Annotated in this window: 27 protein-coding genes; 18 read left to right on the top strand and 9 right to left on the bottom strand. The window is 74.7% G+C overall.

All coding sequences use genetic code 11. The features are described 5' to 3' along the window. Positions 1–50 precede the first annotated feature (50 nt). Entirely contained in the window at positions 51–353 is a 303-nt protein-coding gene (locus ABEB06_RS14465; RefSeq protein ID WP_345701843.1) for a GroES family chaperonin, read from the top strand. A 66-nt stretch (positions 354–419) separates the two neighbouring features. Here ABEB06_RS14465 and ABEB06_RS14460 read toward each other — a convergent pair whose 3' ends face one another. Next, a complete protein-coding gene (locus ABEB06_RS14460) occupies positions 420–2,657 on the bottom strand; it encodes a transglycosylase domain-containing protein (protein ID WP_345697273.1) in 2,238 nt (745 codons plus the stop codon). Positions 2,658–2,868: 211 nt separating this feature from the next. On the opposite strand from ABEB06_RS14460, the gene ABEB06_RS14455 reads away from it, so the two are divergent. From ABEB06_RS14455 to ABEB06_RS14420, 8 genes are all read left to right on the top strand, one after another. After that, positions 2,869–3,711, top strand: a complete 843-nt coding sequence (locus ABEB06_RS14455) for an ABC transporter permease (RefSeq protein WP_345697272.1) — start codon at positions 2,869–2,871, stop codon at positions 3,709–3,711. Then, positions 3,704–4,531 (top strand): ABC transporter permease, encoded by an 828-nt coding sequence (locus tag ABEB06_RS14450; RefSeq protein ID WP_345697271.1) that lies wholly within the window; start codon positions 3,704–3,706, stop codon positions 4,529–4,531. Before ABEB06_RS14455 ends, ABEB06_RS14450 begins: the two co-directional genes overlap by 8 nt. A gap of 26 nt (positions 4,532–4,557) precedes the next feature. After that, positions 4,558–5,517 (top strand): ABC transporter ATP-binding protein, encoded by a 960-nt coding sequence (locus ABEB06_RS14445; protein WP_345697270.1) that lies wholly within the window; start codon positions 4,558–4,560, stop codon positions 5,515–5,517. Positions 5,518–5,679: 162 nt separating this feature from the next. Next, complete coding sequence (locus ABEB06_RS14440; protein ID WP_345697269.1) at positions 5,680–6,846, top strand: glycosyltransferase family 2 protein; 1,167 nt, start codon at positions 5,680–5,682, stop codon at positions 6,844–6,846. A gap of 14 nt (positions 6,847–6,860) precedes the next feature. Next, positions 6,861–8,156: a nucleotide sugar dehydrogenase gene (locus ABEB06_RS14435; protein WP_345701842.1), complete on the top strand. Its 1,296-nt coding sequence runs from the start codon at positions 6,861–6,863 to the stop codon at positions 8,154–8,156. A gap of 119 nt (positions 8,157–8,275) precedes the next feature. After that, on the top strand, positions 8,276–9,565 hold the full coding sequence (locus ABEB06_RS14430; protein WP_345697268.1) for a DUF445 domain-containing protein: 1,290 nt from the start codon (positions 8,276–8,278) through the stop codon (positions 9,563–9,565). Between the two features lie 28 nt (positions 9,566–9,593). Then, positions 9,594–10,652, top strand: a complete 1,059-nt coding sequence (locus ABEB06_RS14425) for an adenosine deaminase (protein ID WP_425559623.1) — start codon at positions 9,594–9,596, stop codon at positions 10,650–10,652. 76 nt (positions 10,653–10,728) lie between these two features. Next, on the top strand, positions 10,729–11,415 hold the full coding sequence (locus ABEB06_RS14420; RefSeq protein WP_345697266.1) for an aspartate/glutamate racemase family protein: 687 nt from the start codon (positions 10,729–10,731) through the stop codon (positions 11,413–11,415). A gap of 99 nt (positions 11,416–11,514) precedes the next feature. Here the strand turns inward: ABEB06_RS14420 and ABEB06_RS14415 are convergent, their stop codons facing one another. The 5 genes from ABEB06_RS14415 to ABEB06_RS14395 all read right to left on the bottom strand — a co-directional run bounded on the left by ABEB06_RS14415 (position 11,515) and on the right by ABEB06_RS14395 (position 15,512). Beyond that, positions 11,515–12,198: a DUF5701 family protein gene (locus ABEB06_RS14415; protein ID WP_345697265.1), complete on the bottom strand. Its 684-nt coding sequence runs from the start codon at positions 12,196–12,198 to the stop codon at positions 11,515–11,517. A gap of 81 nt (positions 12,199–12,279) precedes the next feature. Then, positions 12,280–12,969, bottom strand: a complete 690-nt coding sequence (locus ABEB06_RS14410; RefSeq protein ID WP_345697264.1) for a YidC/Oxa1 family membrane protein insertase — start codon at positions 12,967–12,969, stop codon at positions 12,280–12,282. 82 nt (positions 12,970–13,051) lie between these two features. Then, a complete protein-coding gene (locus tag ABEB06_RS14405; RefSeq protein WP_345697263.1) occupies positions 13,052–13,345 on the bottom strand; it encodes a DUF6412 domain-containing protein in 294 nt (97 codons plus the stop codon). 77 nt (positions 13,346–13,422) lie between these two features. Next, positions 13,423–14,490, bottom strand: a complete 1,068-nt coding sequence (locus tag ABEB06_RS14400) for a Gfo/Idh/MocA family oxidoreductase (RefSeq protein WP_345697262.1) — start codon at positions 14,488–14,490, stop codon at positions 13,423–13,425. Positions 14,491–14,495: 5 nt separating this feature from the next. Next, positions 14,496–15,512: a lytic polysaccharide monooxygenase auxiliary activity family 9 protein gene (locus ABEB06_RS14395; protein WP_345697261.1), complete on the bottom strand. Its 1,017-nt coding sequence runs from the start codon at positions 15,510–15,512 to the stop codon at positions 14,496–14,498. 233 nt (positions 15,513–15,745) lie between these two features. Here ABEB06_RS14395 and ABEB06_RS14390 point away from each other — a divergent pair, with 233 nt between their 5' ends. The 3 genes from ABEB06_RS14390 (at position 15,746) to ung (ending at position 18,470) form a co-directional block, all read left to right on the top strand. Then, positions 15,746–16,525 carry an HAD-IIA family hydrolase gene (locus tag ABEB06_RS14390; protein ID WP_345697260.1) on the top strand — a complete coding sequence of 260 codons (780 nt, stop codon included), beginning with the start codon at positions 15,746–15,748 and terminating at the stop codon, positions 16,523–16,525. A 72-nt stretch (positions 16,526–16,597) separates the two neighbouring features. Continuing rightward, positions 16,598–17,695, top strand: coding sequence for a low temperature requirement protein A (locus ABEB06_RS14385; protein ID WP_345697259.1), 1,098 nt, complete (start codon positions 16,598–16,600; stop codon positions 17,693–17,695). Positions 17,696–17,768: 73 nt separating this feature from the next. Next, positions 17,769–18,470, top strand: coding sequence for a uracil-DNA glycosylase (gene ung, locus ABEB06_RS14380; RefSeq protein WP_345697258.1), 702 nt, complete (start codon positions 17,769–17,771; stop codon positions 18,468–18,470). Between the two features lie 78 nt (positions 18,471–18,548). Here the strand turns inward: ung and ABEB06_RS14375 are convergent, their stop codons facing one another. Together ABEB06_RS14375 and ABEB06_RS14370 are read right to left on the bottom strand one after the other, a co-directional pair. Continuing rightward, positions 18,549–19,190 carry a 3-oxoacid CoA-transferase subunit B gene (locus ABEB06_RS14375; RefSeq protein ID WP_345697257.1) on the bottom strand — a complete coding sequence of 214 codons (642 nt, stop codon included), beginning with the start codon at positions 19,188–19,190 and terminating at the stop codon, positions 18,549–18,551. Then, positions 19,190–19,951, bottom strand: a complete 762-nt coding sequence (locus ABEB06_RS14370; RefSeq protein ID WP_345697256.1) for a CoA transferase subunit A — start codon at positions 19,949–19,951, stop codon at positions 19,190–19,192. The genes ABEB06_RS14375 and ABEB06_RS14370 overlap by 1 nt, the downstream gene beginning before the upstream one ends. A gap of 262 nt (positions 19,952–20,213) precedes the next feature. Here ABEB06_RS14370 and ABEB06_RS14365 point away from each other — a divergent pair, with 262 nt between their 5' ends. The 6 genes from ABEB06_RS14365 to ABEB06_RS14340 are packed head-to-tail and all read left to right on the top strand — an operon-like array spanning position 20,214 to position 25,724. After that, complete coding sequence (locus tag ABEB06_RS14365; RefSeq protein ID WP_345697255.1) at positions 20,214–21,449, top strand: substrate-binding domain-containing protein; 1,236 nt, start codon at positions 20,214–20,216, stop codon at positions 21,447–21,449. A 4-nt stretch (positions 21,450–21,453) separates the two neighbouring features. Next, positions 21,454–22,212: an ABC transporter ATP-binding protein gene (locus ABEB06_RS14360; RefSeq protein WP_345697254.1), complete on the top strand. Its 759-nt coding sequence runs from the start codon at positions 21,454–21,456 to the stop codon at positions 22,210–22,212. Further along, positions 22,209–22,931 (top strand): ABC transporter ATP-binding protein, encoded by a 723-nt coding sequence (locus tag ABEB06_RS14355; protein ID WP_345697253.1) that lies wholly within the window; start codon positions 22,209–22,211, stop codon positions 22,929–22,931. The genes ABEB06_RS14360 and ABEB06_RS14355 overlap by 4 nt, the downstream gene beginning before the upstream one ends. Then, positions 22,931–23,797, top strand: a complete 867-nt coding sequence (locus ABEB06_RS14350) for a branched-chain amino acid ABC transporter permease (protein WP_345697252.1) — start codon at positions 22,931–22,933, stop codon at positions 23,795–23,797. Before ABEB06_RS14355 ends, ABEB06_RS14350 begins: the two co-directional genes overlap by 1 nt. Beyond that, entirely contained in the window at positions 23,794–24,867 is a 1,074-nt protein-coding gene (locus ABEB06_RS14345) for a branched-chain amino acid ABC transporter permease (protein ID WP_345697251.1), read from the top strand. The genes ABEB06_RS14350 and ABEB06_RS14345 overlap by 4 nt, the downstream gene beginning before the upstream one ends. Continuing rightward, a complete protein-coding gene (locus tag ABEB06_RS14340) occupies positions 24,864–25,724 on the top strand; it encodes an alpha/beta fold hydrolase (RefSeq protein ID WP_345697250.1) in 861 nt (286 codons plus the stop codon). The genes ABEB06_RS14345 and ABEB06_RS14340 overlap by 4 nt, the downstream gene beginning before the upstream one ends. Here ABEB06_RS14340 and ABEB06_RS14335 read toward each other — a convergent pair. Continuing rightward, a complete protein-coding gene (locus ABEB06_RS14335; protein WP_345697249.1) occupies positions 25,706–26,869 on the bottom strand; it encodes a UDP-N-acetylglucosamine--N-acetylmuramyl-(pentapeptide) pyrophosphoryl-undecaprenol N-acetylglucosamine transferase in 1,164 nt (387 codons plus the stop codon). The two genes, ABEB06_RS14340 and ABEB06_RS14335, sit on opposite strands and share 19 nt — an antisense overlap. Positions 26,870–26,878 lie beyond the last annotated feature (9 nt).

Below are 26,878 nucleotides of genomic sequence, written 5' to 3'. Positions count from 1 at the left end.
TGCACGTCGAGCCCCGGCACGACCGGCTGGGGGAGAAGCTGCCGATCCGGATGCTGCACGACCGGGTGCTGGTCAAGACCGACACCGGCGAGGGGGAGCGGCGCTCGACCGGCGGCATCCTGATCCCGGCGACGGCGGAGCTGTCGCGCCGCTGCACGTGGGCGGAGGCGGTGGCGGTGGGCCAGAGCGTCCGCTCGGTGGAGCCGGGCGACCGGGTGCTGTACGACCCGGAGGACAAGCTGGAGGTCGAGGTGCGCGGGGCGACGTACGTGCTGCTGCGCGAGCGGGACCTGCACGCGGTCGCGGCCGGCCGGTTCGGCGACACCGAGGGCTCGACCGGCCTCTACCTCTGACGGCCGCGCCGCCCGTGCCGCCCGGGACGCCCGCGCCGCCCGTGCCGACCCCGTCCGCCGCCCTGCTCAGGGGCTGGGGGACGGGGTCGGCGCCGTCGTGGCCGGGGCGAGCGCGGGCGCGGCGGACGGGGTCGGCGCGGTGGAGGCGACGGTGGCCCTGGCGCTGGGGGAGGCCGGGGCGGGGCCGGTGGTGCCGACGGGGCTGCCGGCGGCCGGCGGGCCGGACGGGGACGCGGTGGGCGTGGGGGCGGGGGACGGGCTCGGCGGTTCCGGGGGCTGGCTGTTGCCGCGGGTGGGTTCGAGTTCGAAGCGGCGGACCCGGCTGCCGCGCAGCGCCTCGGCTGTGTAGGCGGTCCAGATCCGGGTGGGGAAGGCGCCGCCGTTGATCCGGGACAGGCCGGCGGTGCCGGCCAGTGACTCCTTGGCGTGGGTCTTCGGGTGTTCGCGGAACATGCCGACGGCGGTGGCGAGTTCGGGCGTGTAGCCGGCGAACCAGGCGGACAGGTTGCTGTCCGTGGTGCCGGTCTTGCCCGCGGCGGGCCGGCCGAGCTCGACCGCGGCGGCGCCGGTGCCGCGGGTGGAGACCACGTCGCGCAGCACGTCGGTGACGGCGTCGGCGGTGCCCCGGGAGAGCGCGGTGCGCACCGGGTGGCCGGGCAGCGGCGGGACGCCGTCGTAGCCGGGGCGCTCCAGCCGCTGGACGGCCCAGGGGGCGATGGCCTGGCCGTGGTTGGCGAGGGCGGCGTACACGGCGGTCAGGTCGATCGCGCTGGGGGTGGCGGTGCCGAGCGTCATCGAGGGGTTGGCCGGGTCGAGGCCGCGGACGGTGGCGGGCAGGCCGAGCCGGACGGCGGTGTCGCGGACGGCGGGCAGCCCGGCGTCGACGCCGAGCTGGGCGTACACCGAGTTGACCGACCTCGCCATGGCGTGCCGCAGGCTGATGCTGCCGTAGTCGGTGTCGTCCTCGTTGGGCGGCGCGTACTCGCCCGGTCCGCCGACGACCGGGCGGCCGCTGGTGCCGTCGTAGAGGGTCTGGGTGGTGATCCGGCGGCCGTCCTGGGTGGTCCGGGCGCCCTCCAGGGCGGCGGCCAGGTCGACGGGCTTGAAGGTGGAGCCGATCTGGTTGTCCTGGCGCAGCGCGTCGTTGTACGGCTGGACCGCGTAGTCGGCGCCGCCGTACGCGGCGACCAGCCGGCCGGTGGCGGGGTCGAGGGAGGCGGCGCAGACCCGGACGTCGGTGTCGGTGGCGGGCCGTCCGGCGGGGTCGAGCCGGTCGGTGAGCTCCTGGCGGACGGCGTGCACCAGGGCGTCCTGGTGGCCGCGGTCGAAGGTGGTGGTGATCTTCCAGCCGCCGGCCTTGAGGCTGGCGGCGTCCAGGGTGCCGGACTTGGCGAGGTAGTCGTCGGCGAGGTCGACCAGGTAGCCGGCCTGGCCGCGCAGGCCCTGGGCGGGCTGCGGGTCGACCGGTTCGGGGAAGGTGAGGGCGGCGCGGGTGGGCTGGTCGAGGAAGCCGAGCTGGACCATGCCGTCCAGGACGTAGCCCCAGCGGGCGACGGCCTTCTCCCGGTTGGCGGGGGTGGCGGTGCGCACGTCGTAGGCGCTGGGCGCCTGGAGCAGGGCGGCGAGGTAGGCGCTCTGCGCGGTGGTGAGCCGCTCGGCGTCCACGCCGTAGTAGGCGCGGGCGGCGGTCTGGATCCCGTAGGCGTTGCGGCCGAAGTAGCTGGTGTTGAGGTAGCCGGCCAGGATGTCGTCCTTGGAGCGCTGCTGGTCGACCTTGAGCGAGATGAAGAGCTCCTTGGCCTTGCGGGAGAGCGTCTGGTCCTGGGTCAGGTAGTAGTTCTTGACGTACTGCTGGGTGATGGTGGAGCCGCCCTGCAGGCTGCCGCCGGCCATCGAGCCGTGGGTGAGGTTGAGCCAGGCGGCGCGGACCATGCCCTTCAGGTCGACGCCCTTGTTGCGGTAGAAGGTGCGGTCCTCGGCGGAGACGGCGGCGTGCTGGGTGACGGCCGGAATCCGCCCGATCGGGAGCGGCTCCCGGTTGACCGTGCCGGTCCGGGCCAGCTCGGTGGTGCCGTCGTTCCAGTAGTAGACGTTGCTCTGGGCGACCGCGTGGGCGTTCGCGTCGGGCACCGGGACCAGCAGGTACAGGGTGACGAAACCGGCGATGCCCAGCAGCAGGAGGGCGAGCAGTCCGCCCACGGTGAGGCGCCAGGTCGGGAGGATCCGGCGCCAGCGCGGCAGGGCGCGGCGGCGGGCCCGGCGCTCGTCGGACGTGCGGCGCGAATGGTCACGATCCTCGCTCATGGGGTGATTATGGGCGAGGCTGACGGTGAATCAGCTGCTTGGAAACCGGGTGCGGCGCCGGTGGCGCGGCGGTACGGTGAAAGGTGACAACGTCATAGCGGGTCCACTCGCACCGCGTGCCACAGCTCCGTCCGCCGCCCCGGCCACCCCCGGGGGTTGATCGGCCGGAGCTGATGAGGCCTGTCCGCACAAATGTCGACAAGGAGACAATATGCCCGGAACCCTGCGGCTCAAGCCCCCCGAACGCGGCACCGCCGGGCTCTACCTGGCGGTCGCCCGCGGCGCCTTCCGCCGCTACTCCACCTACCGGGCCGCCACCCTGGCCGGGACGGTCACCAACACCGTCTTCGGTTTCATCCTGGCCTCCACCTTCCTCGCGCTCTGGCGGGCCCGGCCCGGCCTCGGCGGCTACGACGCCGACCAGGCCGTCACCTACATCTGGGTCAGCCAGGCCCTGCTGGTCACCGTCGCGGTCTGGGGCGGCGGCTTCCAGGACGACGTCCAGGACCGCTTCCGCAGCGGGGACATCGCCGTCGACCTCTACCGCCCGGTCGACTTCCAGGGCTGGTGGCTGGCGTCCGACCTCGGCCGGGCCGGCTTCCACCTGGTCAGCCGCGGCGCGCTGCCGATGCTCGTCGGGGCGCTGGTCTTCGACATCCGGCTGCCCGCCGACCCGCTGGTCTGGGCGGTCTTCCTGGTCTCGGTGCTGCTCGCCGTGGTGGTCAGCTTCGGGCTGCGCTTCCTGGTCTCGCTCACCGGCTTCTGGCTGCACGACTCCGAAGGGGTGCGGTCGGTGATGCTGGTGGTCTCGATGTTCTTCTCCGGGATGCTGCTGCCGATCACCCTCTTCCCGGGCCTGCTCGGCGCGTCGGCCGCCGTCATGCCGTTCTCCGCCATGGTGCAGATCCCCGCAGACCTCTTCCTGCAGCACCGCACCGGCGCCGCCGCGGCGGGCGCCCTCGCCTTCCAACTCGGCTGGGGCGTCGCCCTGCTGGCCGCCGGGCGGGCCGTGCAGCTGTTCGCCACCCGGAAGGTGGTGGTGCAGGGTGGCTGACACCCTGGTCGCGCGGACCGGCTGGGCGCTGCGCTCCTGGTGGCTGGTGGCCGGGATGTGGTCCCGCTCGCTGATGTCCTACCGGACTTCGTTCTACCTGATGCTGCTCGCCAACGCCGTGGTCACCTTCCTCGACTTCGGCGTCCTGCTGCTGATGTTCCGGCACACCGACGACCTCGGCGGCTGGACGCTGCCCGAACTCGGCTTCCTGTACGGCACCTCCGCCTTCGCCCTGGCCGTCGCCAACCTGCTGGTCGGCTCGATCGACGGCCTCGGCGTCCGGATCCGGGCCGGGACGCTCGACACCGTGCTGATCCGGCCCGCCCCCGCGCTCGCCCAGCTCTGCGCCGAACGCTTCTCGCTGCGCCGGCTCGGCCGACTGGTCCAGGCCGCCGCCGTGCTCGGCTGGTCGCTGCACGCGCTGCCGGTGCACTGGAGCGCCGGCCGGGCCCTGATGGTCGCCGGACTGTTGGTCTGCGGCTCGGTGATCTTCGGGTCGATCTACATCGGCGGCGCCACCCTGCAGTTCTGGTGGGGCGAGGCCAAGGAGCTGCAGAACTCCGTCACCTACGGCGGCGCCACCCTCCTCCAGTACCCGCCGACCGTCTTCGCCAAGGAGCTGGTCGCCGCCACCGTGTTCGGCATCCCGCTGGCCTTCGTCAACTGGCTGCCCGCGCTGGCGATCCTGGACAAGCCCGACCCGCTCGGCCTGCCCGAGGCCTTCCGGTACGCCTCCCCGCTGGCCGCCGCCCTCACCGTCACCGCCGCCGGGCTCGCCTGGCGGGCCGGCCTGCGCGCCTACCGCGGCGCCGGCAACTGACCTTCCGTCGAGAGGAGTTCAATCCCATGGCACTGATCGAGGTCGAGGACGTCCGGCGGACCTTCACGGTGCGCACCCGGGCCGGCCGGCTCAAGCGCGTCAAACGCGAGGTCCGCGCCGTCGACGGGCTCAGCTTCACCGTCGACGCCGGCGAGTGCGTCGGCTACATCGGCCCCAACGGCGCCGGCAAGTCCACCACCATCAAGATGCTCACCGGCATCCTCGTCCCCACCGCCGGCCGGCTGCGGGTGGCCGGCGTCGACCCGTCCCGGGAACGCGTCTCGCTGGCCCGCCGGATCGGCGTCGTCTTCGGCCAGCGCACCACCCTGTGGTGGGACCTGCCGCTGCGCGACTCCTACGAACTGGCCCGCCGGATCTACCGCGTCCCCGACGGCCGCTACCGCGCCAACTTGGACCGCTGCGTCGAACTCCTCGACCTCGGCGACCTGCTGGACACCCCCGTCCGCCAGCTCTCGCTCGGCCAGCGGATGCGCGGCGACCTCGCCGCCGCCCTGCTCCACGACCCGCAGGTGCTCTACCTGGACGAGCCCACCATCGGCCTGGACGTGGTCTCCAAGGCCAAGGTCCGCGAGTTCCTCCGCGAGGTCAACACCCTGCAGCGCACCACCGTGCTGCTCACCACCCACGACCTCACCGACATCGAGCAGCTGTGCGGCCGGGTGATGGTGATCGACCACGGCCGGGTGGTGTACGACGGCGGACTGGACGGCCTGCACGCCGCCGGGGACAGCGAGCGCACCCTGGTGGTCGACCTCGCCGAGGCCCGCCCGCCGATCGACGTCCCCGGCGCCCGGGTGGTCCGGGTCGAGGGGCCCCGGCAGTGGCTCGCCTTCCCCGCCCAGGACAGCGCCGCCCCGCTCCTCGCGGCCGTCGCCGCCCGCTACCCGCTGGTCGACCTCTCGGTCCGCGAGCCGGCGATCGAGGACGTCATCGCCCGGATGTACGCCGAGGTGGCCATCGGCTGAGGTCCCCGTCGGCCCAGGCCGCACAGGTCGCCCAGGTCGCGGCGCCGGGGGTGCCGGCCGAGGAGGCGCCGGCCGGGGGTGCGCCGGCCGGGGAGGCGCCCCCCGCTCACCCGGACGGGTGGATCCGGTGACCCGGGGTGGCCGGGCGGAGTTGACACCTCCGTGACCGTTCCCGACGTCAGCGTGGTGATCGCCCTCCACGACGCCGTGCCCGACCTGACCGCCTGCCTGGCCTCCCTGGCCGGGCAGACCATCGGCCCCGCGCGGATGGAAGCGGTCGTCGTCGACGACGGCTCGACCGACGGCAGCGGTGCGGAACTGGCCCGGTTCGCCGCCCGGCACCCGGGCCTGTTCCGCACCGTCCGGCAGGAGCACTCCGGCGGGCCCGCCGCGGTCAACCGCGGGACCGCGCTCGCCCGCGGCCGCTACCTCTTCCACCTCGGCGCCGGCGACCGGCTCGGCGCCGAGTCCCTGGAACGCATGGTCGCCGCCGCCGACCGCTGGCAGAGCGACGTCCTGATCCCCCGCCCGGTCGGCGGGGGCGACCGGCGGACAGCGCTGGACCTCTTCGACCGCAGCCGCGAATCCGTCACCTTCACCGACTCCGCGCTCGCCTGGTCGCTCGCCGACACCAAGCTCTTCCGGCGGGAGCTGGTCGTGCGGCACGGACTGCGCCGCCGCGAGGACCTGCCGGTCCTCTCCGAGCAGCCCTACACCCTCGCCGCGCTGCTGCACGCGCGGAAGGTCTCCGTCCTCGCCGACCACGACCACCACCACCCCGCCCCGCGCGCCGGCCGGTCCGCCGCCGCGGGCCCCCGGCTGCTGGAACGGCTGCGCGGCATCCGGGCCGTCCAGGAGAGCCTCGACGCGCTCGCCCCGCCCGGACCGGTCCGCGACGCGGTCCGCGCCCGCTCCTTCGGCCGGGAGGTCCCGCAGCTCCTGCAGACCGGCTGGCTCGCCGAACCGCCCGCCCGGCAGCGCCGGATCGCCGAGGAGGTCGCCACCCTGCTCGACCGGCACTGCCCGCCCGGCGTCTTCGCCCGCCTCCCCGTCCCCGACCGGCTGCGACTCGCCCTCGCCGCGCGCGGCGAGCTCGGCGCGTTGCGCGCCCTGATCGCCCACGAGGCCGCCAACGGAGCCCCGCCGGTGGTCCGCCGCGGCGGTCGCGCCTACGCCGCGTACCCCGGCTTCCGCGACCGGGCCCTCGGCCTGCCCGACGCCCTGTTCGAACTGCCCGCCCGGCCCGCGCCCGAGCGCCCCGGGCCGGGCGGGGCCGGCTGGCGGCGGGCCGCCGGGCTGCGCCGCTTCGCGGGTGCGGTCCGCGGCTGAGGGAGAAGAAGATGATGGACATCTGCGTGGTCGGCCTCGGCGCGGTCGGCCTGCCGCTCGCCGTCCGGTTCGCCGCCAAGGGCCACCTCGTCACCGGCGCCGACGCCGACCCCGAGACGGTCGCGGCCGTCGCCGCCGGCCGCCCGCCCCACCCGCACGAGGCCGGCCTCGCCGAACTCCTCGCCGAGGTCGCCGCCGACGGCCGGCTGCGCGCCACCACGGACACCGCCGCCGCGGCCGCCGGCGCCGAGGCCGTGGTGATCGTCGTCCCGGCGGCCACCGGCCCGGACGGCGGACCAGACTTCGCGCTGCTCGACGCCGCGACCGACGCCGTCGCCGCCGGGCTGCGCCGCGCCACCCTGGTCAGCTACGGGGCCACCCTGCCGGTCGGGACCGTCCGCGGCCGCTTCGCCAGCCGGCTGGAGGCCGGATCCGGCCTGGTCGCCGGCCGCGACTTCGGACTGGTGTTCAGCCCCGAGCGGGTCAGCACCGGACGGGTCCTCGCCGACCCGCGCCACCACCCCCAGCTCGTCGGCGGCATCGACGACGCCTCCACCGAGCAGGGCGCCGCCTTCTACCGGGCCGTCCTCGACTTCGACCCGCGGCCCGACCTGCCCCGCGGCAACGGCGTCTGGCCGCTCGCCTCCGCCGAGGCCGCAGAGTTCGCCGAGCTCGCCGGGACCACCTACCGGGACGTCAACATCGCCCTGGCCAACCAGTTCGCCCGGTACGCCGACCGGGTCGGCGTCGACCTCGCCGAGGTCATCGAGGCCTGCGACTCCCAGCCCCACGACCACCTCCACCGGCCCGGCATCGCCGTCGGCGGCCCCTGCCTCCCCGTCCACCCCCGGCTGTACCTGTGGAACGACCCGCACGCCACCGTCGTCCGGGCCGCCCGCGAGGCCAACGAGGCCGTTCCCGCGTACGCCGTCGGCCTGCTCCAGGGCGCGCTCGGCCCGCTCGACGGGGTCCGCGTGCACGTCCTCGGCGCGTCCTACCGGGGCGGGGTCAAGGACACCGCGAACTCCGGCGCCTTCCCCCTGGTCGACGCGCTCCGCCGGGCCGGCGCCGACCCCACCGTCAGCGACCCGCTGCACAGCCCCGAGGAGCTCGCCGCCCTCGGCCTGCCCCCCGACGACGGCAAGCCCGCCACCGCCCTCGTCGTCCAGGCCGACCACCCCGAGTACCGCGACCTCGGCGCCGCCGACCACCCCGCCGCCCGCGTCCTGCTCGACGGGCGCCGCGTCACCGACCCGGCGAACTGGGAAGGCGTCCGCAGGATCGTCCTCGGCGGGGGCGGCGGCAACTAGTCGCCCGGGGCTCCGCCGGACGGCGGCTCCGCCGCGGGGGCGCGGCCGACCGCAGGAGCGTCGGACCAACGCGTGCGGTCAACCCCGCGAGCGGCTGCGGCCGAGTTAGCGTGTTCCTCGTGACCGTCGAAGACACCGTTGCCCCGGGCGTCGGCCTGACCCCCGCCGACGAAGCGAAGCGCCGCGGCGTGCGCCGGATGAAGACCATCGCGACCGGGCTGCTCGGCTTCGCCACCCTGGTCTTCGCCCTCGCGAGCTGGGCGGAGGCGTCCGGCGCCGGCGCGTGGGCCGGGTACGTCGCGGCGGCCGCCGAGGCCGGCATGGTGGGTGCGCTGGCCGACTGGTTCGCCGTCACCGCGCTGTTCCGCCGCCCGTTCGGCCTGCCGATCCCGCACACCGCGATCATCCCGACCAAGAAGGACGCCTTCGGCCGCACCCTCGGCGACTTCGTCGGCGACAACTTCCTCTCCCCGACGGTCGTCCGCGCCCGGCTCGGGAAGATCGGCATCGCCCGCCGGTTCGGCGAGTGGCTCGCCGCCCCCGGCAGCGCCGAACGCGTCACCCGCGAGGCCGCCGCCGCGCTGCGCGGCCTGCTCGCCGTGCTGCGGGACGAGGACGTGCAGGCCGTGGTCGCCGAGGCGGTCACCCGCCGCGCCGCCGCCACCCCCGTCGCCGAGCCGGCCGGCCGGCTGCTCGGGAAGGTGGTCGCGGACGGCGGGCACCACGGCGTGGTCGACCTGATCGTGGTCCGCGCCCACCACTGGCTGACGGTGCACCACGGGGACGTGGTCGACAAGGTCACCGCCAAGACCCCCGGCTGGACCCCGCGCTTCCTCGACCAGCAGGTCGGTGAGCGGGTCTACCGCGAGCTGCTGCGCTTCGTCACCGACATCCGCGACGACCCCGCCCACCCGGCGCGCGGCGCCGTCGACAACTTCCTCGCCGAGTTCGCCGTCGAGCTGCAGACCGACCCCGAGACCATCGCCCGGGTCGAACGCGCCAAGGCCGACCTGCTCGCCCGTACCGAGGTGCAGGACCTGATCGCCTCCTCCTGGGCCGCCGTCCGCACCCTGGTCGTGGACGCCGCCGACGACGAGAACAGCGAACTGCGCCGCCGGCTGCGCGACGCCCTGCGCTCCTTCGGCCGCCGGCTCGCCACCGACGCGCGCCTGCAGGCCAAGACGGACGGCTGGCTGCAGGACGCCGCCGCGTACGTCGTCGAGACCTACCGGGACGAGATCACCGCGCTGATCTCCGACACCGTGGCGGGCTGGGACGCCGACGAGGCGTCCCGCAAGATCGAGGCCAACGTCGGCCGCGACCTGCAGTTCATCCGGATCAACGGCACCGTGGTCGGTGCGCTCGCGGGCCTGCTGATCCACACCGTCACCGTCGCGGCCGGCGGCTGACAGCCGGATAGCATCGTTGTCTACGCGTATGGAGCAGAGGAGCGGCACCGTGGCCGAGACCAGGAGCGGGATCGAGGCGTTCATCGCCGGCATGCCCAAGGCGGAACTGCACGTCCACCACGTCGGCTCGGCCTCCCCCCGGGTGGTCGCCGAACTCGCCGCCCGGCACGCGTCCGGCACCAAGGTGCCCACCGACCCGGCCGCGCTCGCCGAGTACTTCACCTTCACCGACTTCGCCCACTTCATCGAGGTCTACCTCAGCGTCGTCGACCTGATCCGCGACGCCGAGGACGTCCGCGCCCTCACCTACGGCGTCGCCGAGGACATGGCCCGGCAGAACATCCGCTACGCCGAACTCACCATCACCCCGTACTCCTCGGTCAAGCGCGGAATCCCCGACGTCGCCTTCATGGAGGCCATCGAGGACGCCCGGCTGCGCGCCGAGAAGGAACTCGGCGTCGTCCTGCGCTGGTGCTTCGACATCCCCGGCGAGGCCGGGCTCGAATCCGCCGAGGTGACCGCCCGCCTCGCCACCGAGCTCGCCCCCGAGGGCCTGGTCTCCTTCGGCCTCGGCGGCCCCGAGATCGGCGTGCCCCGCCCGCAGTTCAAGCCCTACTTCGACCGGGCGCGGGCGGTCGGCCTGCACTCCGTCCCGCACGCCGGCGAGACCACCGGGCCCGAGACCGTCTGGGACGCGCTGCGCGTCCTCGGCGCCGAACGCATCGGCCACGGCACCCAGGCCGTCCACGACCCGGCCCTGATCGACCACCTCGGCGAGCACCGCATCGCGCTCGAGGTCTGCCCCACCTCCAACATCGCCACCCGCGCCGTCGACCGGATGGAGGACCACCCCATCCGTCAGATGGTCGACGCCGGCCTGCTGGTCACCGTCAACAGCGACGACCCGCCGATGTTCGGCACCGACCTCAACACCGAGTACGCCGTCGCCGCCCGCCTCCTCGACCTCGACGAGACCGGCGTCGCCACCCTCGCCAAGAACGCCGTCGAGGCCTCCTTCCTCGACCCGGCCGGCAAGCGCCGCCTCACCGGCGAGATCGACACCTACCTCGCCGCCTGGCCCCGCTGACCCCTCGTCCGCCCGCACCGCGGCCCGCCCGTACGCCACCCGGCACGGGCGGGCGCGGACGTGGCACAGTGGCGCGATGAAGACGATCGGGCTGCTCGGCGGGATGAGCTGGGAATCGACGGCGGAGTACTACCGGCTGCTCAACGAGCTGACCAGGGAGCGGCTCGGCGGGCTGCACTCCGCGAAGTGCGTGCTGTACTCGGTGGACTTCGCCGAGGTGGAACGGCTGCAGGCGGCGGGGGACTGGGAGGCGGCCGGCGAGCTGCTGGCGGAGGCCGCGCGGTCGGTGCAGGCGGCCGGCGCGGACCTGCTGCTGATCTGCACCAACACCATGCACAAGGTGGCCGACCGGGTGGCGGAGGCGGTGTCGGTCCCGCTGCTGCACCTCGCGGACGCCACGGCGGGGGCGGTGCTGGCCGCAGGGGTGCGGCGGGTCGGGCTGCTCGGCACGGCGTTCACCATGGAGCAGGACTTCTACCGCGAGCGGCTCGCCGGCCACGGGCTGGAGGTCCTCGTGCCGGACGCGGCCGGGCGGGCGCTGGTCCACCGGGTGATCTACGAGGAGCTGTGCGTCGGGGTGGTCCGCGAGGAGTCGCGGGAGGCGTACCGGAAGGTGATCGCCGAACTGGTCGCGGCCGGCGCCGAGGGGGTCGTCCTGGGCTGCACGGAGATCGAGCTGCTGGTCGGCGCCGGGGACAGCCCGGTGCCGGTCTTCCCGACCACCCGGATCCACGCCGAGGCCGCCGTCACCGCCGCGCTGTGACGGCCGCGGCGTGACGGCCCGCGGTGTGACGGCTGCGGCGTGACGGCCGCGCGGTGACCGCCCGCGCGCCCGGGGGTCCGGTGCGCGGGCGGTCGGCGCTCAGCCTCCCTGGTGCCGGCGGCCGGTGGCCGAGGCGAAGCCGAGCCAGGTGTGGCGGTTGCCCCACCAGCACCAGCCGACCTTGGGGGCGTCGCGCCGCTCGCGGCCGTCCCGGCCGGTGCCGTTGCTGATCCAGATCGCCGGGGTGCGGGTGTCCAGGGCGCCGTTCGCCTTGCGCAGCCGGGAGCCGATGGTCATGAAGCAGTGGTTGCGCTCCAGGACCGCCGGCTGCTGCAGGACCCAGTGGATGCCCTCGGTGAGCAGCAGCGGGGTGCGGTCCCGCGCGGTGAGTGCGGGCAGTGCCTCCTCCGGCGTCCGGTTGGCCAGGTGGTCGCCGCGGTCGAGGCCGGTGACCAGGTACAGCGGGGCGTCCGGCACCGTGACCGTCGGCGCGAACCGGTCGACGTCGGTCATGTCGGTGACGACGAAGCCCGGCCTGCCCCCGCGGCGCAGCAGCGGCGCGAGGGCGGAGGCGGGGGCCAGGTCCGGGTGGACGGCGAGCAGCGCGCCCCCGGCGGCGGGCCCGGCGGCCTCGGCGAAGGCGCGCAGCTCGGCGGCGGACAGCCCGGCGAGCTCGGCGACCCCCAGCTCGACCAGGCGCTCGGCCTGCACGGCCGGCGCGGGCAGGACGGTGGCGGTGGTGGCGGCGGTGGCGGTCGTGGCGTCGGACGTGGCTTCGGGCACGATGCTCCCAGGGACGGTGTGGTGGGCGGTTCCAGGTGAACGAGGCGGCCCGCCCGGGAATTCCGGCCGCCCCGCCCGGATTCAGCGGGCCGCCGGCACCGCCGGGCCGGCCGCCGGTACGGGCGCCCCGCGGTGGAGGAGGGCGCGTTCGGCCGCGGTCCAGGCGGTGGTGGTGAGCAGGTAGAGGCCGGCGGCGAGCGGGACCAGCGCGGCGAACAGGACCGTGCCGAAGGAGAGGTAGGGGAGCAGGGCCGCACCCGGGGCGTCGGTGGGGGTGCGGCGGGCGCGGCGGAAGCCGGCCCATCCGACGGCGGCCAGCGCGGCGTACAGGGCGGCGAAGACCAGCAGCTGGGGCAGCGAGTGGACGCCGGTGACGTGCAGGCCCAGCGGGACGCCGCCCAGGGTGTGGCCGAGCAGGTCGTTCGGGGTGGTGAAGAGCCGGTACATCACGGAGAAGAACGGGAGCTGGAGGAGCATCGGCAGGCAGCCGGCGAAGGGCGAGGCCTGTTCGGTGCGGTACAGCTCGGCGAGGGCGGCCTGCAGCTTCTCCGGGTGCTTGCGGTGGCGCTCGCGGAGTTCGGCGACCCGCGGGGCGAGGCGCAGCCGGGCCTTCTCGCCGCGGGCGGCGGCGCGGGCCAGCGGATGCAGGGCGAGCCGGACGGCGGCGGTGAACAGGACGATCGCGAGTGCGGTCGGGACGACGTCGGCGAGCGCCGCGACGACGTCGTGGGCGCCGCGGACGGCAGGGTCGAGCAGGGCGAGGACGGACATGACGGGAGAGCCCTCCGGGGTCTCGTGAAGGTGAGAGGTCGGCGGAGGGCGGCCGCGCGGGCCGGTACGGACGTGGCGAGGGTTACGCGGCCGCCGGGGCCGCGCCAGGGGCCCTCGGCCTGCGGCGGCCCCGGGCGTCCGGGTCGCGCTGGGGGAGGAAGGCGGTGCGGAAGGCCCGGCGGCGCAGGGTCGCGGCGCGGACGGCGGCGGGCGCGCGGGCGCCGAGCGGGCGGGCCGCGGCGAGGGTGCCGGCGACGGCCCCGGCGAGCAGCACGAGGGCTGCCGCAGCGGCGACGGCGGTCAGGGCGCCCGGGCCCTGCAGCAGGTCGCCGGTCAGCACCCGGAGGACGGCGAGCAGCAGTGCGACCAGTGGCACGGGCTCGACCTCCTCCGGATCCGGGGCTGACTGCTCCTCATCCTACGCACACGCCGGGACGCACCCGGAGGGTTCCGTCAGAGCCGGACGACCGTCGCGGTGGCGGCGGAGGCGCGGGCCGCTTCGAGGACGGCGAGGGTGGCGACCGCGTCGCGGGGGTCCACCGGGGCCGGGCTGCGCTCGGCGAGGGAGCGGGCGATGCCGGCGTAGTACGCCGGGTAGTCGCCCGGGTCGGTGGGGACGGGGGCGGACTGCTCGTCGGTGCCGAGCGTGCCGTAGTGCGCGGGGTCGTCGGCACCCCACGGCACCCGGGCGTCGGGGCGCAGGCCCGCCCGGAGGGCGTCCTCCTGCGGGTCCATGCCGAACTTCACGTACCCGGCGGAGTCGCCGAGGACGCGCAGGCGCGGGCCGCCGAGCGGGGCGAGGGCACTGGTCCACAGGTGCGAGCGGACGCCCGAGCCGTGGGTGAGCGCGAGGAACGCGTCGTCGTCGACCACCGCGCCGTCCCGGCGGACGTCGATCTCCGCGTACACCGACTCGACCGGGCCGAACAGGGTCAGTGCCTGGTCGACCAGGTGGCTGCCCAGGTCGTACAGGGTGCCGCCGACCTCCACCGGGTCGGCCAGCTCCCGCCAGCCCGGCTTCGGCTTCGGCCGGAAGCGCTCGAACCGGGACTCGAAGCGGTGCACCCGGCCCAGCGCCCCCTCGTCGACCAGCCGCTTGGCGGTCAGGAAGTCGCCGTCCCAGCGGCGGTTCTGGAAGACGGACAGCAGGATGCCGGACTTCTCCGCGAACTCGCACAGGTCGCGGGCCTCGGCGGCGTTCGCCGCGAGCGGCTTGTCGACGACGGTGGCGAGGCCCGCGAGCAGGGCGGCGCGGGCGAGCGGGACGTGGGTGCGGTTCGGGGACGCGATCACGACCAGGTCGAACCGCTCGGCGGAGGCGAACAGCTGCTCCGGGGTGTCCAGGGCGCGGGCCCCGGGGTGCTCGCGCTGCAGCTGGGCGCGACGGTCGGGGTTGGCGGTGACCACCGCGTCCAGCCGCAGTCCGGGGGTGGTGGCGATCAGCGGGGCGTGGAAGGCGGAGCCTGCCAGGCCGTAGCCGATCAGGCCGACGCGGAACGGGCTCTCGGAGGGGAAGGTCATGCGTCTCACTCAACCACGGGAGGGGTGGCGGGGCGGGCACGGGCCGCGGGGGCGCGCCGGGGCGGGGGTGTCAGTGGGGGCGACGGCGGTGGGCGCCGCGGCCGCGGGTGACGACGGCGATGGTGCCGCCGACGAGGAGCAGGGTGGCGCCCAGGGTGAGGAGGGTGCCGCTGGTGCGGGAGCTGCCGGTCTGGGCGAGCTGCTGGGGTGCGGGGGAGGTCGGGACGGCCGGGGCGGTGGGGGAGGAGGGCGGGGTGGTGGTCACGGCGGCGGCGGGGACGGCCGCCGGGACGGGGGAGGAGGTGCCGGGCGACGCGCTGGGGGCCGGGGTGGGCGTGGTGGGGCGGGGGGGTCGCGGTGGCCGGTCCGGTGCCGGTGGCGGCTCCGGTGGTGGCGCCGTCGAGGACGACGTCGGAGCAGGAGTAGAAGGCCTCGGGGCTGTCGGAGCGCTGCCAGATCGCGTAGATCAGCTGGCGGCCGGTGCGGCCGGTGGGGATGCGGCCGGGGAGGAGGTAGGAGCCGTCGGTGAGCCGGGGGTCGGTGACGGTGAGGAAGGGGGTGGTCTCCAGGTCGGCCCAGCGCAGCGGCTCGGTGGGGTCGTAGCCGGCGTTGGTGAGGTACAGCCGGAAGGTGCCGCGGTGCGGGGCGGTGGCGCGGTAGCGGAGGGTGACGTCGCTGCCGGGGGTGAGGTGGGTGGCGTTCCAGTCGGCGCGGGGGAGGTCGAGGCCGGCGAACTCGGGGGCGCCGGCGCTGCACAGCTTGCCGTCGGGGACGAGTTCGCGGTGGCGTCCGGCCGCGTCGCCGATCCGGACGCCGTTCCAGTCGTACATCGCCTGGGTGCCGCCGGTGCGGATCGCGGCGGCGCAGGCGGCCGACTTCGGGTGTTCGGGGCCCTCCAGGTAGCAGCCCTCGACCCGGCTGAGCGGGTTCTCCATGGATCCGTGGGCGGCGGCGGTGCCGGAGCCGAGGACGGTGGTGGCGGCGGTGAGCGCGAGGACGGTGGCGGTGCGGCGGAGCGGCATGAGGGTGTTCCTCCGAGGGCGGTGCGGGTGGCTCGGAATGAGGACGCTAGCCGTACGGGGAACGGGAGTTGAGGGTGGATCAGTGCGGTTAGGAGAGGTTTAAGGCTGCGTTGAGGCGGGGCGGGGTCCGTCCGCCTGGCGGTCGGGACTGCCGTCCGGGGGGCGCCCGGACTAGGCTGGGCCCGTTGGGGCAGCCAGTTGTTCGACATCGCAAGACCTCAGGAGACATGCCCGTGGCAGACCGCAAGCCCATCGAGTCGTGGCTGACCGACATGGACGGCGTCCTCATTCACGAGGGGACGCCGATTCCCGGTGCGAAGGAGTTCCTGCGCAAGCTGCAGGAGTCCGGCAAGCCCTTCCTGGTGCTGACCAACAACTCGATCTACACCCCGCGCGACCTGTCCGCGCGCCTGGCCGGGATGGGCCTGGACGTACCGGAGGACCGGATCTGGACGTCCGCCCTGGCCACCGCCAACTTCCTGAAGAGCCAGCGCCCGGGCGGCACCGCGTACGTGATCGGCGAGGCCGGCCTGACCACCGCCCTCTACCAGGCCGGGTACGTGCTGACCGACAAGGACCCGGACTACGTGGTGCTGGGCGAGACCCGCACCTACAGCTTCGAGGCGCTCACCAAGGCGATCCGCCTGATCAACGACGGCGCCCGGTTCATCTGCACCAACCCGGACGAGACCGGCCCCTCCACCGAGGGCGTGCTGCCGGCCACCGGGTCGGTCGCGGCGCTGATCACCAAGGCCACCGGGGTGGAGCCGTACTTCGTCGGCAAGCCGAACCCGCTGATGATGCGCGAGGCGCTGAACACGGCCGGCGCGCACTCGGAGACGGCCGCGATGATCGGCGACCGGATGGACACCGACGTGGTCTCCGGCCTGGAGGCCGGCATGCAGACGGTGCTGGTGCTCACCGGTCTGACCGCGCCGGAGGACGTCGAGCGGTTCCCGTACCGCCCGACCCGGGTGGTCAAGTCGATCGCCGACCTGATCGACGAGATCTAGTCACGACCAGCGAGGAGCCCCGCCGGAACACCACCGGCGGGGCTCCGTCGCTGCCCACGGGGGACGGAAGGCATGGAGGAGAAGCGGGTCACCTGGGCGGAGCTCTACTTCGACCTGGTGTTCGTGTTCGCGGTGACGCAGGTGTCGCAGCTGCTGCACCACCACCACGACTGGACGCGGGCCGGGCGGGCGCTGATCGCGTTCGTCCCGGTGTACTGGTGCTGGGTGGGCACCACGGTGCAGGCCAACATCCGGGACGTGGACAACGCCCGCGACCGGATCGGGATCTTCGCGGTGGGCCTCGGCGGGCTGTTCATGGCGCTCGCCCTGCCCGGCGCGTACGGCGGGCGCGGGGTGCTGTTCGGCGCCGCGTACTGGGCGGCCCGGCTGGTGCTGCTCGGGATGCTGATCCGCCTGCGCGGCGTGTGGAACGGCCCGTACGGGGTCGGGGCGTTGGCCAGCGGCCCGCTGCTGCTGGCCGGCGGGCTGCTGGAGTCGCCGTGGCGGGAGGCGATGTGGGCGACGGCCGCGCTGCTGGACCTGTCCGCGCCGCTGCTGTTCCGGCGCCGGCTGGCCGCGGTCGACTACCACCCGGGCCATCTGCCGGAGCGGTTCGGCCTGTTCCTGCTGGTGGCGCTCGGCGAGTCGATCGTCGGGATCGGCGGGCCGGTCGCCGGGTCGGACCTGCACGGGGCCCAACTGGTTTCCGTGGCACTGGCGTTCGTCATCTCGTGCGCGCTGTGGTGGCTGTACTACGGCTTCGCCGCCGACGCGATGCGCTACGCGGTGGAGACCGCGGGCTCGCGGCGGGACATGATCCGCCGGGTGTTCCAGTACGGCCACCTGGCGCTGATCGGCTCGGTGATCGCGGTCGCCGTCGGCTTCGGCGAGACGGTGGCCGAGCCGCACGCCGCGCTCGGCGCCGGCACGCTCGGCCTGCTGTACGGCGGCAGCGCGCTGTACCTGCTGAGCTTCGGTTACACCCGGTGGATGATGTTCGGGAAGCTCTCCCCGACCCGGCTGGCCGCGGCGGGAACCCTGCTGGTGCTGCTGCCGCTGACGGTCCGGCTGCCCGCGCTGGTGGCGCTGGCCGGGCTCGCGGTGCTGATGGTCGGACTGAACGTCTGGGAGGGCGTCAGGGTGGCGCGGGCTGTCAGCGCGGGTGTGTAGCGTTCAACCAACGCACGACGCACAGAGCGCGACGCGGCGAATGTCGCACCGGAGGTAGGTAGACGTGACGGATATGGCCGAGACGGCTGTGGGCACCGACCTGGAACTGCCCGAGTCCTGGCGGGCGGTGCTCGCCGACGAGACCGCCAAGCCGTACTTCGCCCAGCTGGCCGCCTTCGTGGCCGAGCAGCGCGCCGAGCACGAGGTCTTCCCGCCGGCCGGGCAGGAGTTCTCGGCGCTCGCCGCGACGCCGTACGACAAGGTCCGGGTGCTCGTCCTCGGGCAGGACCCGTACCACGACAACGGCCAGGCCCACGGCATGAGCTTCTCGGTGCTGCCGGGGACGAAGATCCCGCCGTCGCTGCGCAACATCTACAAGGAGCTGGAGGCCGACCTCGGCGTCCCGGCCCCCGACCACGGCTACCTGATGCACTGGGCCGAGCAGGGCGTGCTGCTGCTCAACGCGGTGCTCACGGTGCGGGCGCACGAGCCCAACTCGCACAAGGCCAAGGGCTGGGAGAAGTTCACCGACGCGGTGATCAAGGCGGTCAGCGACCGCGAGGAGCCCTGCGTCTTCGTGCTGTGGGGCAACTACGCGAAGAAGAAGCTGCCGCTGATCGACACCGAGCGCCACGTGGTGGTCCAGGGCGCCCACCCGTCGCCGCTGTCGGCGAAGCTGTTCTTCGGCAGCAAGCCGTTCTCGCAGATCGACGCCGCGCTCGAGGGCTTCGGCACCGAGCCGATCGACTGGCGCATCCCCGCCGCCGGGGCCTGACCACCGACTCGGCCGGCTCGGCCGGCACCCGCTGCGCGCGGGTGCCGGCCGAGTGCCGTTCCGGGGGCGGTCGGCCGGTCAGCCGGTGAGCAGGTCGGGTTCGGTGGCGGCGCGGACCTCGTCGAGGGTGTGGCCGTCGGCGATCTCGACCACGCGCAGGCCCTCGGGGGTGACGTCGAGGACCGCGAGGTCGGTGACGATGCGGTGGACGACGCGGCGGCCGGTGGCGGGCAGGTCCAGCTCGTTGACGATCTTGGGGCTGCCGTCCTTGGCGGTGTGCTCCATCACCACGATCAGCCGGCGGGCGCCGTGCACCAGGTCCATCGCGCCGCCCATGCCCTTGACCATCTTGCCGGGGATCATCCAGTTGGCCAGGTCGCCGGCGGCGGAGACCTGCATCGCGCCGAGCACCGAGACGTCGATCCGGCCGGCCCGGACCATGCCGAAGGAGAACGCCGAGTCGAAGTAGGAGGCGCCGGCGTCGACCGTCACGGTCTCCTTGCCGGCGTTGATCAGGTCGGGGTGGACGTCGGCCTCCGCCGGGTAGGGGCCGACGCCGAGGATGCCGTTCTCGGAGTGCAGCACCACGTGCACCCCGGCGGGCAGGTGGTTGGGGATCAGGGTGGGCAGGCCGATGCCCAGGTTGACGTACTGGCCGTCGCGCAGTTCGCGGGCGGCGCGGGCGGCGAGCAGGTCGCGCGGGTCGGAGGCGGCGGGCATCAGTTCTCCTCGGGGGCGGTGCGGACGGTGCGGCGCTCGATCCGGCGGTCGGCGGGGTCGGCGGCGACCACCCGGTCCACGTACACGCCGGGCAGGTGGACGGCGTCCGGCGGCAGCTCTCCGGGCTCGACGATCCGGTCGGCCTCGACCACGGTGATCCGCCCGGCGGTGGCGCACAGCGGGTTGAAGTTGCGGGCGGCGGCGTGGAAGACGCAGTTGCCGTGCCGGTCGGCGACCTCGGCGCGGACCAGTGCGAAGTCGGCGGTGATGCCCTCCTCCAGCAGGTAGCGGCGGCCGCCGAACTCGCGGACCTCCTTGGGCGGGGAGGCGAGGGCGACCGAGCCGTCGGCGGCGTAGCGCCAGGGCAGGCCGCCCTCCTCGACCTGGGTGCCGACGCCGGCCGGGGTGAAGAACGCCGGGATGCCCGCGCCGCCCGCCCGCAGCCGCTCGGCCAGGGTGCCCTGCGGGGTCAGCTCCACCTCCAGCTCGCCGGAGAGGTACTGCCGGGCGAACTCCTTGTTCTCGCCGACGTAGCTGGAGGTCATCCGGGCGATCCGGCCGGCCCGCAGCAGCAGGCCGAGGCCCCAGTCGTCCACCCCGCAGTTGTTGGAGACCACCCGCAGGCCGGCCGTCCCGGCCTCGGCCAGGGCGCCGATCAGGGTGGAGGGGATGCCGCACAGCCCGAAGCCGCCGACCGCCAGCACCGCGCCGTCGGGAATGTCCGCCACGGCGCGTGCGGCGGAGTCCAGGACCTTGTCCAAGGGGTCACCTCTGGAGGGAGAGACGGGGAGTTTTCCGGCACCACCCTCGCCGCAGCCCCGGGCCCTTTCCATGGCGGTACGGGCCATGGGCCGGCCCGGTGCGGTGTGTGCCGCCCACACCCCCGGGGCGGGGCGGCGGCGACATGGCGCACGGGCACACAACCGCGCGCCGCGGTACGTGGCCCCGTCACATGTCGCCGCGCGGGCGGTGACCCTACGGTTCCGGCATCCACCAGCACTTGCACCCTCAGGAGCCGCCCCCATGTCTCGTACGGACGCCACCCCCGGATCCGCCCGGCGCCTCGCCGTGATGGCGGCCTGCGGCCTGCTCGCGGTGGGCTGCGCCAAGGCCGGCACCGCCGGCACCGGCAGTGCCGACAGCGGCTCCAAGGCCCCGGTCCAGGTCGGCCTGGTGTACAGCAAGACCGGCCCGCTGGCCGCGTACGGCAAGCAGTACCTGGAGGGCTTCAAGGCCGGCCTGGCCTACGCCACCAAGGGCACCAACGCGGTCGACGGCCACCCGGTCGAGATCGCCGAGCAGGACGACGCCGGAGACCCGGCCAAGGCGGTCTCCGGCGCCAAGGACCTGATCGGCAAGGGCGCGAAGATCCTGGCCGGTTCGACCGCCTCGGGCGTGGCCCTGCAGGTCGGCCCGATCGCCGCGCAGAACAAGGTGCTGTTCATCTCCGGCCCGGCCGCCGCGGACAAGGTCACCGGCCTGAACAAGTACACCTTCCGCTCCGGCCGCCAGTCGTACCAGGACATCCGTACCGCGGCCTCGTTCATCGGCAAGGACGCCAAGGGCAAGAAGGTCACCGTGCTGGCCCAGGACAGCGCCTTCGGCCAGGCGAACGTGGCCGCCGTGAAGGCGGTGCTCGGCGCCGAGGGCGCGACGGTGGACGCGGTGCTCGCCCCGCCGTCCGCGACCGACCTCACCCCGTTCGCCACCCAGGCCAAGGGCGCCAAGCCGGACCTGCTGTTCGTCGCCTGGGCCGGCGACACCGCCTCCGCGCTGTGGACCTCGCTCTCCCAGCAGGACGTCTTCTCCGCCACCCAGGTGGTCACCGGCCTCGACCTGGCGGCCTCGTACCCGCTGTTCGGCCAGGCCGGCGAGAAGATCTCCTTCCTGAACCACTACTTCGCGGGCGCCGCCGGCTCCAACGAGGTCGAGGTGGCGATGACCGACGCGGTCACCAAGGCCGGCTCCAAGCCGGACATCTTCACCCCCGACGGCTTCACCGCCGCCCAGATGGTGGTGCACGCCCTGGAGTCCACCAAGGGCGCCACCGCCGACACCGACGCGCTGGTGAAGTCCCTGGAGGGTTGGAGCTTCGACGGCGTCAAGGGCAAGCTGACCGTCCGGGCCGAGGACCACGCCCTGCTGCAGCCGATGTTCCAGGTCAAGCTGACCGGTTCCGGCGCGGCCGCCGAGCCGACCGTGGTGAACACCGTCCCCGCCGACCAGGTGGCGCCCCCGGTCGCCCCGATGGCGGGTTGATCCGGTGTCGACTCCCGTCCCCGTGCTGCGGCTGAACGGCCTCGGCTGGTCCGTCCGGGGCGTGCCGATCGTGGAGGACGTCTCGTTCGAGGTCGGTGAGGGCGAGTTCGTCGCCTTCATCGGCCCGAACGGGGCGGGGAAGACCTCCCTGTTCAACCTGATCAGCGGCATCTGCCCGGCGAGCCACGGCTCGCTGGAGCTGGACGGCGCCGACGTCACCGCCGAGCCCGTGCACGCGCGGGCCCGGCGGGGCCTCGGCCGGACCTTCCAGACCTCCTCGCTGTGGGCCGGGCTGACCGTCGCCGACCACGTCCGCCTGGCCGCCCAGGCGGCCGCCGGGCCGCGCGCCTCGTACCGGATCTGGCGCCGCGCCGAGCGGTACGCGAAAGCGGTCGCCGAGACCCTGGAGCGCACCGAACTCGCGGACCGCGCCGAGGCGTTGGCCGGTTCGCTGTCGCACGGCGAGAAGCGCAAGCTGGAACTCGCGGTGCTGCTGGTCTCCGACCCCCGGCTGATCCTGCTGGACGAGCCGATGGCCGGCGTCAGCGCCGAGGAGGTGCCCGCGCTGGTCGAGCTGATCCGCTCGGTGCACAAGGAGCAGGGCCGCACGGTGCTGATGGTCGAGCACCACATGGACGTGCTGCTGGGTCTGGCCGACCGGCTGGCGGTGATGCACCACGGCACGCTGCTCGCCCTGGACACGCCCGCTGCGGTGATGGCCGACGAGACCGTCCAGCAGGCCTATCTCGGGGAGGCGCTGTGAGCGCGCTGCTGTCCGCCCGCGACCTGCGGGTGGTGATCGACGGCCTGCACATCCTGCACGGCGTGGACCTGGACGTCGCCCCGAGCGGTGTCACGGCCCTGCTGGGGCGCAACGGCGCGGGGAAGACCACCACCGTCAAGGCGCTGCTCGGCCTGGTGCCGCGCACCGGCGCGGTGGCCTTCGACGGCGCCGAGATCGGCGCGCTGCCCACGCACCTGATCGTGCGCCGGGGGATCGGCTACGCGCCGGAGGACCGGGGGATCTTCGCCGGCCTCACGGTCGCCGAGAACCTCCGCCTCGCGGAACGCGACGCGACCCCCGCCTACGACCTGGTCCACGAGCTGTTCCCCGAACTGAAGCAGCGCGCGGGCCAGTTGGCCGGCAGCCTGTCCGGCGGCCAGCAGCAGATGGTGGCCATCGGCCGCACCCTGCTGAACGGCAACCGGCTGATCGTCGCCGACGAGCCCACCAAGGGCCTCGCCCCGAAGATCGTCGCCGAGGTCGCCGACGTGCTGGCCCGGGTCGCCGAGACCGTGCCGGTGCTGCTGGTCGAGCAGAACCTGGCCCTGGTGCGCCGGGTCGCCGGGACCTGCGCCGTCCTCGCCGACGGCCGCACCGCCCACCAGGGCGACGCCGCCGAACTGCTCGCCGACGAGGACGCCGCCCGCCGGCTGCTCGGCGTCGGCAGCCACCGCCCCGCCCCCGAGGTGACCCCCTGATGAACACGATCGTCCTGCTCGCCTGCACCGGCCTCGGCCTGGGCGCGCTCTACTTCCTGGTCGCCAGCGGCCTGTCACTGATCTTCGGCCTGATGGACGTGCTGAACTTCGCCCACGGCGCGCTGCTGTCGATCGGCGCGTACGCCACCTGGTGGGCCGCCACCGAGGGCGGCATGGGCTTCTGGCTCGCGGTGCTGTTCGGCACCGTGGTCGGCACCGCCGCCGCCGTGCTGCTGGAGCTGGTGCTGATCCGCCCGCTGTACGCCCGGCCGCGGGACCAGATCCTCGCCACCGTCGGCGTCGGGCTGGCGCTGCCCGCCCTGCTGATGGGCGTCTGGGGCGCCGACGCACGGCCCTTCCCGCAGCCGGAGGCGCTCGCCGGCACGGTGCGGCTGCTGGGCGCCGTCGTCCCGGTCAACCGCTTCGTGCTGATGGGCGCGGCGGTGCTGGTGCTCCTCGCGCTGCGGCTGTTCCTGGCCCGGACCCGCTACGGCCTGATCGTCCGGGCCGGGGTCGAGGACCGAGCGATGGTCACCGCGCTGGGCATCGACGTCCGCAAGGCGTTCACGCTGGTCTTCGCGATCGGCGGCGCCGCCGCGGCGCTCGGCGGGGCCCTGGCCGGCCTGTACTTCGGCTCGGTCAACCCCTCGCAGGGCACCGGGCTGCTGGTCTTCGCGTTCGTGGTGGTGGTGATGGGCGGGATGGGGTCGGTGACCGGTGCCGCGGTCGCGTCCGTCGCGGTCGGCCTGGTCCAGCAGTTCGCCAACTACTACACCGCGGCGGGGCTGGGCGACCTGTCGGTCGTCGTCCTGCTCGCCGTGCTGCTGCTGGTGCGGCCGCGCGGACTCACCGGGAGGCTCGCATGACCGACCACCTCAAGCGCTGGTGGCCGGTGGGCCTGCTGGCCGTGCTGCTGCTCGCGCCGTACAGCGCGCTGCCGCTGCCCGGGCTGCTGGACGGGCCGCTGGGCAGCCCCGGCAGCCTCCAGCTCATCGCCCTGTGCCTGGTCTACGGCGCCCTCGCCAGCGGCTACGACCTGCTGCTGGGCCGCACCGGCCTGCTCTCCTTCGGCCACGCGCTGTACTTCGCCACCGGCCTGTACGCCACCGACCTGGCCATGCTCGAACTCGGCCTGGGCTTCGTGCCCGCCGCGCTGTTCGGCGTCGCCTGCTCGGTCGCGCTGGCACTGCTGCTGGGCTCGGTCAGCCTGCGGGTCACCGGCATCGGCTTCTCCATGGTCACCCTGGCCTTCGCCCAGGCCGGCGCGATCCTGGTGCAGCGCAACCCCGGCGGGCTGACGGGTGGTGAGGAAGGCCGCTCCGCACCCGCCGAGCACCTGCCCGACGCCCTGGTCGGCATCGGCAACACCGCCAACCTGTACTGGATCGCCCTCGCCTACCTGGTCCTCACCCTGGCCGTCGTCCACTGGACGGTCTCCTCGCCCACCGGCCGCGTCTGGGCCGGCATCCGCGAGAACGAGCGCCGCATCGAGGTGCTGGGCCTGCGCCCGTACGGATTCAAGCTGGTCGCCTTCGTGGTCGCGGGCGGCCTGGCCGGCGCCGGCGGCGTGGTCCACCTGCTCCTCACGGGCGGGGCCACGCCGCAGGCGGCGAGCTCGGACGCAACCCTCGCGCTGCTGGTGATGGTCGTCCTCGGCGGCTCCGGCACCCGCTGGGGGCCGCTGCTCGGCGGCGTCCTCTACACCTGGGCCGCGCACCGGCTCGGCGACCTGGCCACCTCGGACGCCGTCGGCGGCCTCCCGGGCGTCCTGCGGGTGCCGCTCTCCCAGCCGCTGTTCCTGCTCGGCGCGCTGTTCGTGGCCGTGGTCTACCTGCTGCCCGGCGGCCTGGCCAAGCTGCCCGCCCGCCTCCGCGCCGGACGCGCCGTCCGTACCCTGGACGTCCCTGCCGCTCCCGTCACCGAAGGTGCCGCATGACCGAGTCGACGCCGTACCAGGAACTGACCGTCCCCGTGCCCGGCGGAGAGCTCGCCGTGCTGCACTGGCCCGCCGCCGACCCGGGCGCGCCGGTGGTGGTCGCGGTCCACGGCATCACCGCCAACGCCCTGGCCTGGGCCGCCGCCGCCCGCCTGCTCGCCGGGCGGGTCCACCTGTACGCCCCCGACCTGCGGGGACGTGCCGCCAGCCGTACGGTCGGCGGGCCGTACGGACTGGCCCGGCACGCGGACGACGTCGCGCTGCTGATCGCGCACCTGGGCGCCGGCCCGGTGCGGCTGGTCGGCCACTCGATGGGCGCCTGGGTCTGTGCGCTGACCGCCGTCCGCCACCCGGAGGCGGTCGAGCGGCTGCTGCTGGTGGACGGCGCGGTCACCTTCCCGCTGCCCGAGGGGGTGGCCGAGGACGACGTGCTGGCCGCCGTCCTCGGCCCGGCGCTGGCCCGGCTGTCGATGACCTTCCCCGACCGCGAGGCGTACCGCGCGTTCTGGCGGCAGCACCCCGCGATGGCCGACTGGACCGCCGAGCTGGACGCCTACACCCAGCGCGACCTGGTCGGCGAGGAACCGGAACTGACCTCCTCCTGCGTCCCGGAGGCGGTCCGGCTGGACGGCGGCCAGGTGCTGGTCGACCCGGAGGCCGCCGCGGCCGTCCGCAAGCTGCCCTGCCCCGCCGAACTGCTGTGGGCGGAGCGCGGCCTGCTGGACGAGCCGCAGGGCCTCTACGACGCCGGCCGGATCGCCCTCGCGGACCTGCCGATCCCGGCCGCGCCCGTCCCGGGCACCAACCACTACTCGATCATCGCCACCGAGGCGGTGGCTCAGCGGCTGCTCGGCTGAGCCGCCGTCAGCAGCACGTCCACCAGCCGCTCCGCCGCGTCCGGACGCCCCAGCGTCCGGGCGCGGTGCGCCATGTCCGCGCGGCGGGCCGGGTCGGCGAGCAGCGGGGCCACGGCGTCGGCGAGGTGACCGGCGGTCACCTCGCCGAGCAGCGCGGCGGCCGCGCCGGCGCTCTGCAGGTGCTGGGCGTTGTGGGCCTGCTCGTTGCCGGCCGAGGAGGCCAGCGGGACGAGCACGGAGGCCTTGCCGAGGGCGGTCAGCTCGGCGACCGTGCCGGCGCCGCTGCGGGAGACCACCACGTCCGCCAGGGCCAGCACGTCGGGGAGTTCGGCGCCGACGAAGCCGGTGACCAGGTAGCGGCCGGCCAGCTCCGGGGGCAGCGCGGCGGCGCGCCGGCGCAGCTCGGCCTCGTGGGCCGGGCCGCACTGGTGGACGACGTTGGCCTGCGGCAGCAGCCACGGCAGGAGCTCGGCGACCAGGCCGTTGATCTGGGCCGAGCCCTGGGCGCCGCCGGTGACGTAGACGGTGGGGCGGGCGCGGTCGAAGGCCCACAGGCCGAGCGCCTGGACGGCCTTGTCCGGGTGCCCGGCGAGCACCTCGGGCCGGACCGGGTTGCCGGTCACCACGGCCCGCTCCCGGGCGCCGCCCGGCAGGTGCTGCAGCGTCGACTCGGAGGAGACGGCGAACGCGCTCGCGGCCCGGGCGAGCCCGCGGTTGGCCAGCCCGAGGCGGACGGTCTGCTCGTGCACCACCAGCGGCCGGCGGCACATCCTCGCGGCCAGGCCGACCGGCACGGCGACGTACCCGCCGGTGGCCAGCACCACGTCCGGCCGGAAGCCGGCGACGACCGACCGGGCCTGCACGACCCCCAGCGGCACCCGCGCCATGTCCCGCAGGTTGGCCGGGGAGAGCAGCTTCAGCGGGTTGCTGCTGCGCCGGATCTTACCGGTGGCGACCGTGGTGAACGGGATCCGCTCGGCGGTGGTGACCCGGGCCTCCAGGCCGTCCGGGGTGCCGACCCACAGCACCTCCAGCGTCCGGCCGGCGGCCGCGAGCCGCGCCTGGAGGGTGCGGACCGCGGTGAGGGCCGGGTAGGTGTGGCCGCCGGTGCCGCCGCCCGTGACGATCAGTCGAAACGAAGTCATGTCGGAGAT

The sequence above is a fragment of the Kitasatospora terrestris genome (genome assembly GCF_039542905.1).
In the GTDB taxonomy this organism is placed as follows: domain Bacteria; phylum Actinomycetota; class Actinomycetes; order Streptomycetales; family Streptomycetaceae; genus Kitasatospora; species Kitasatospora terrestris.
This window is presented reverse-complemented; position numbering and strand designations above follow the sequence as displayed.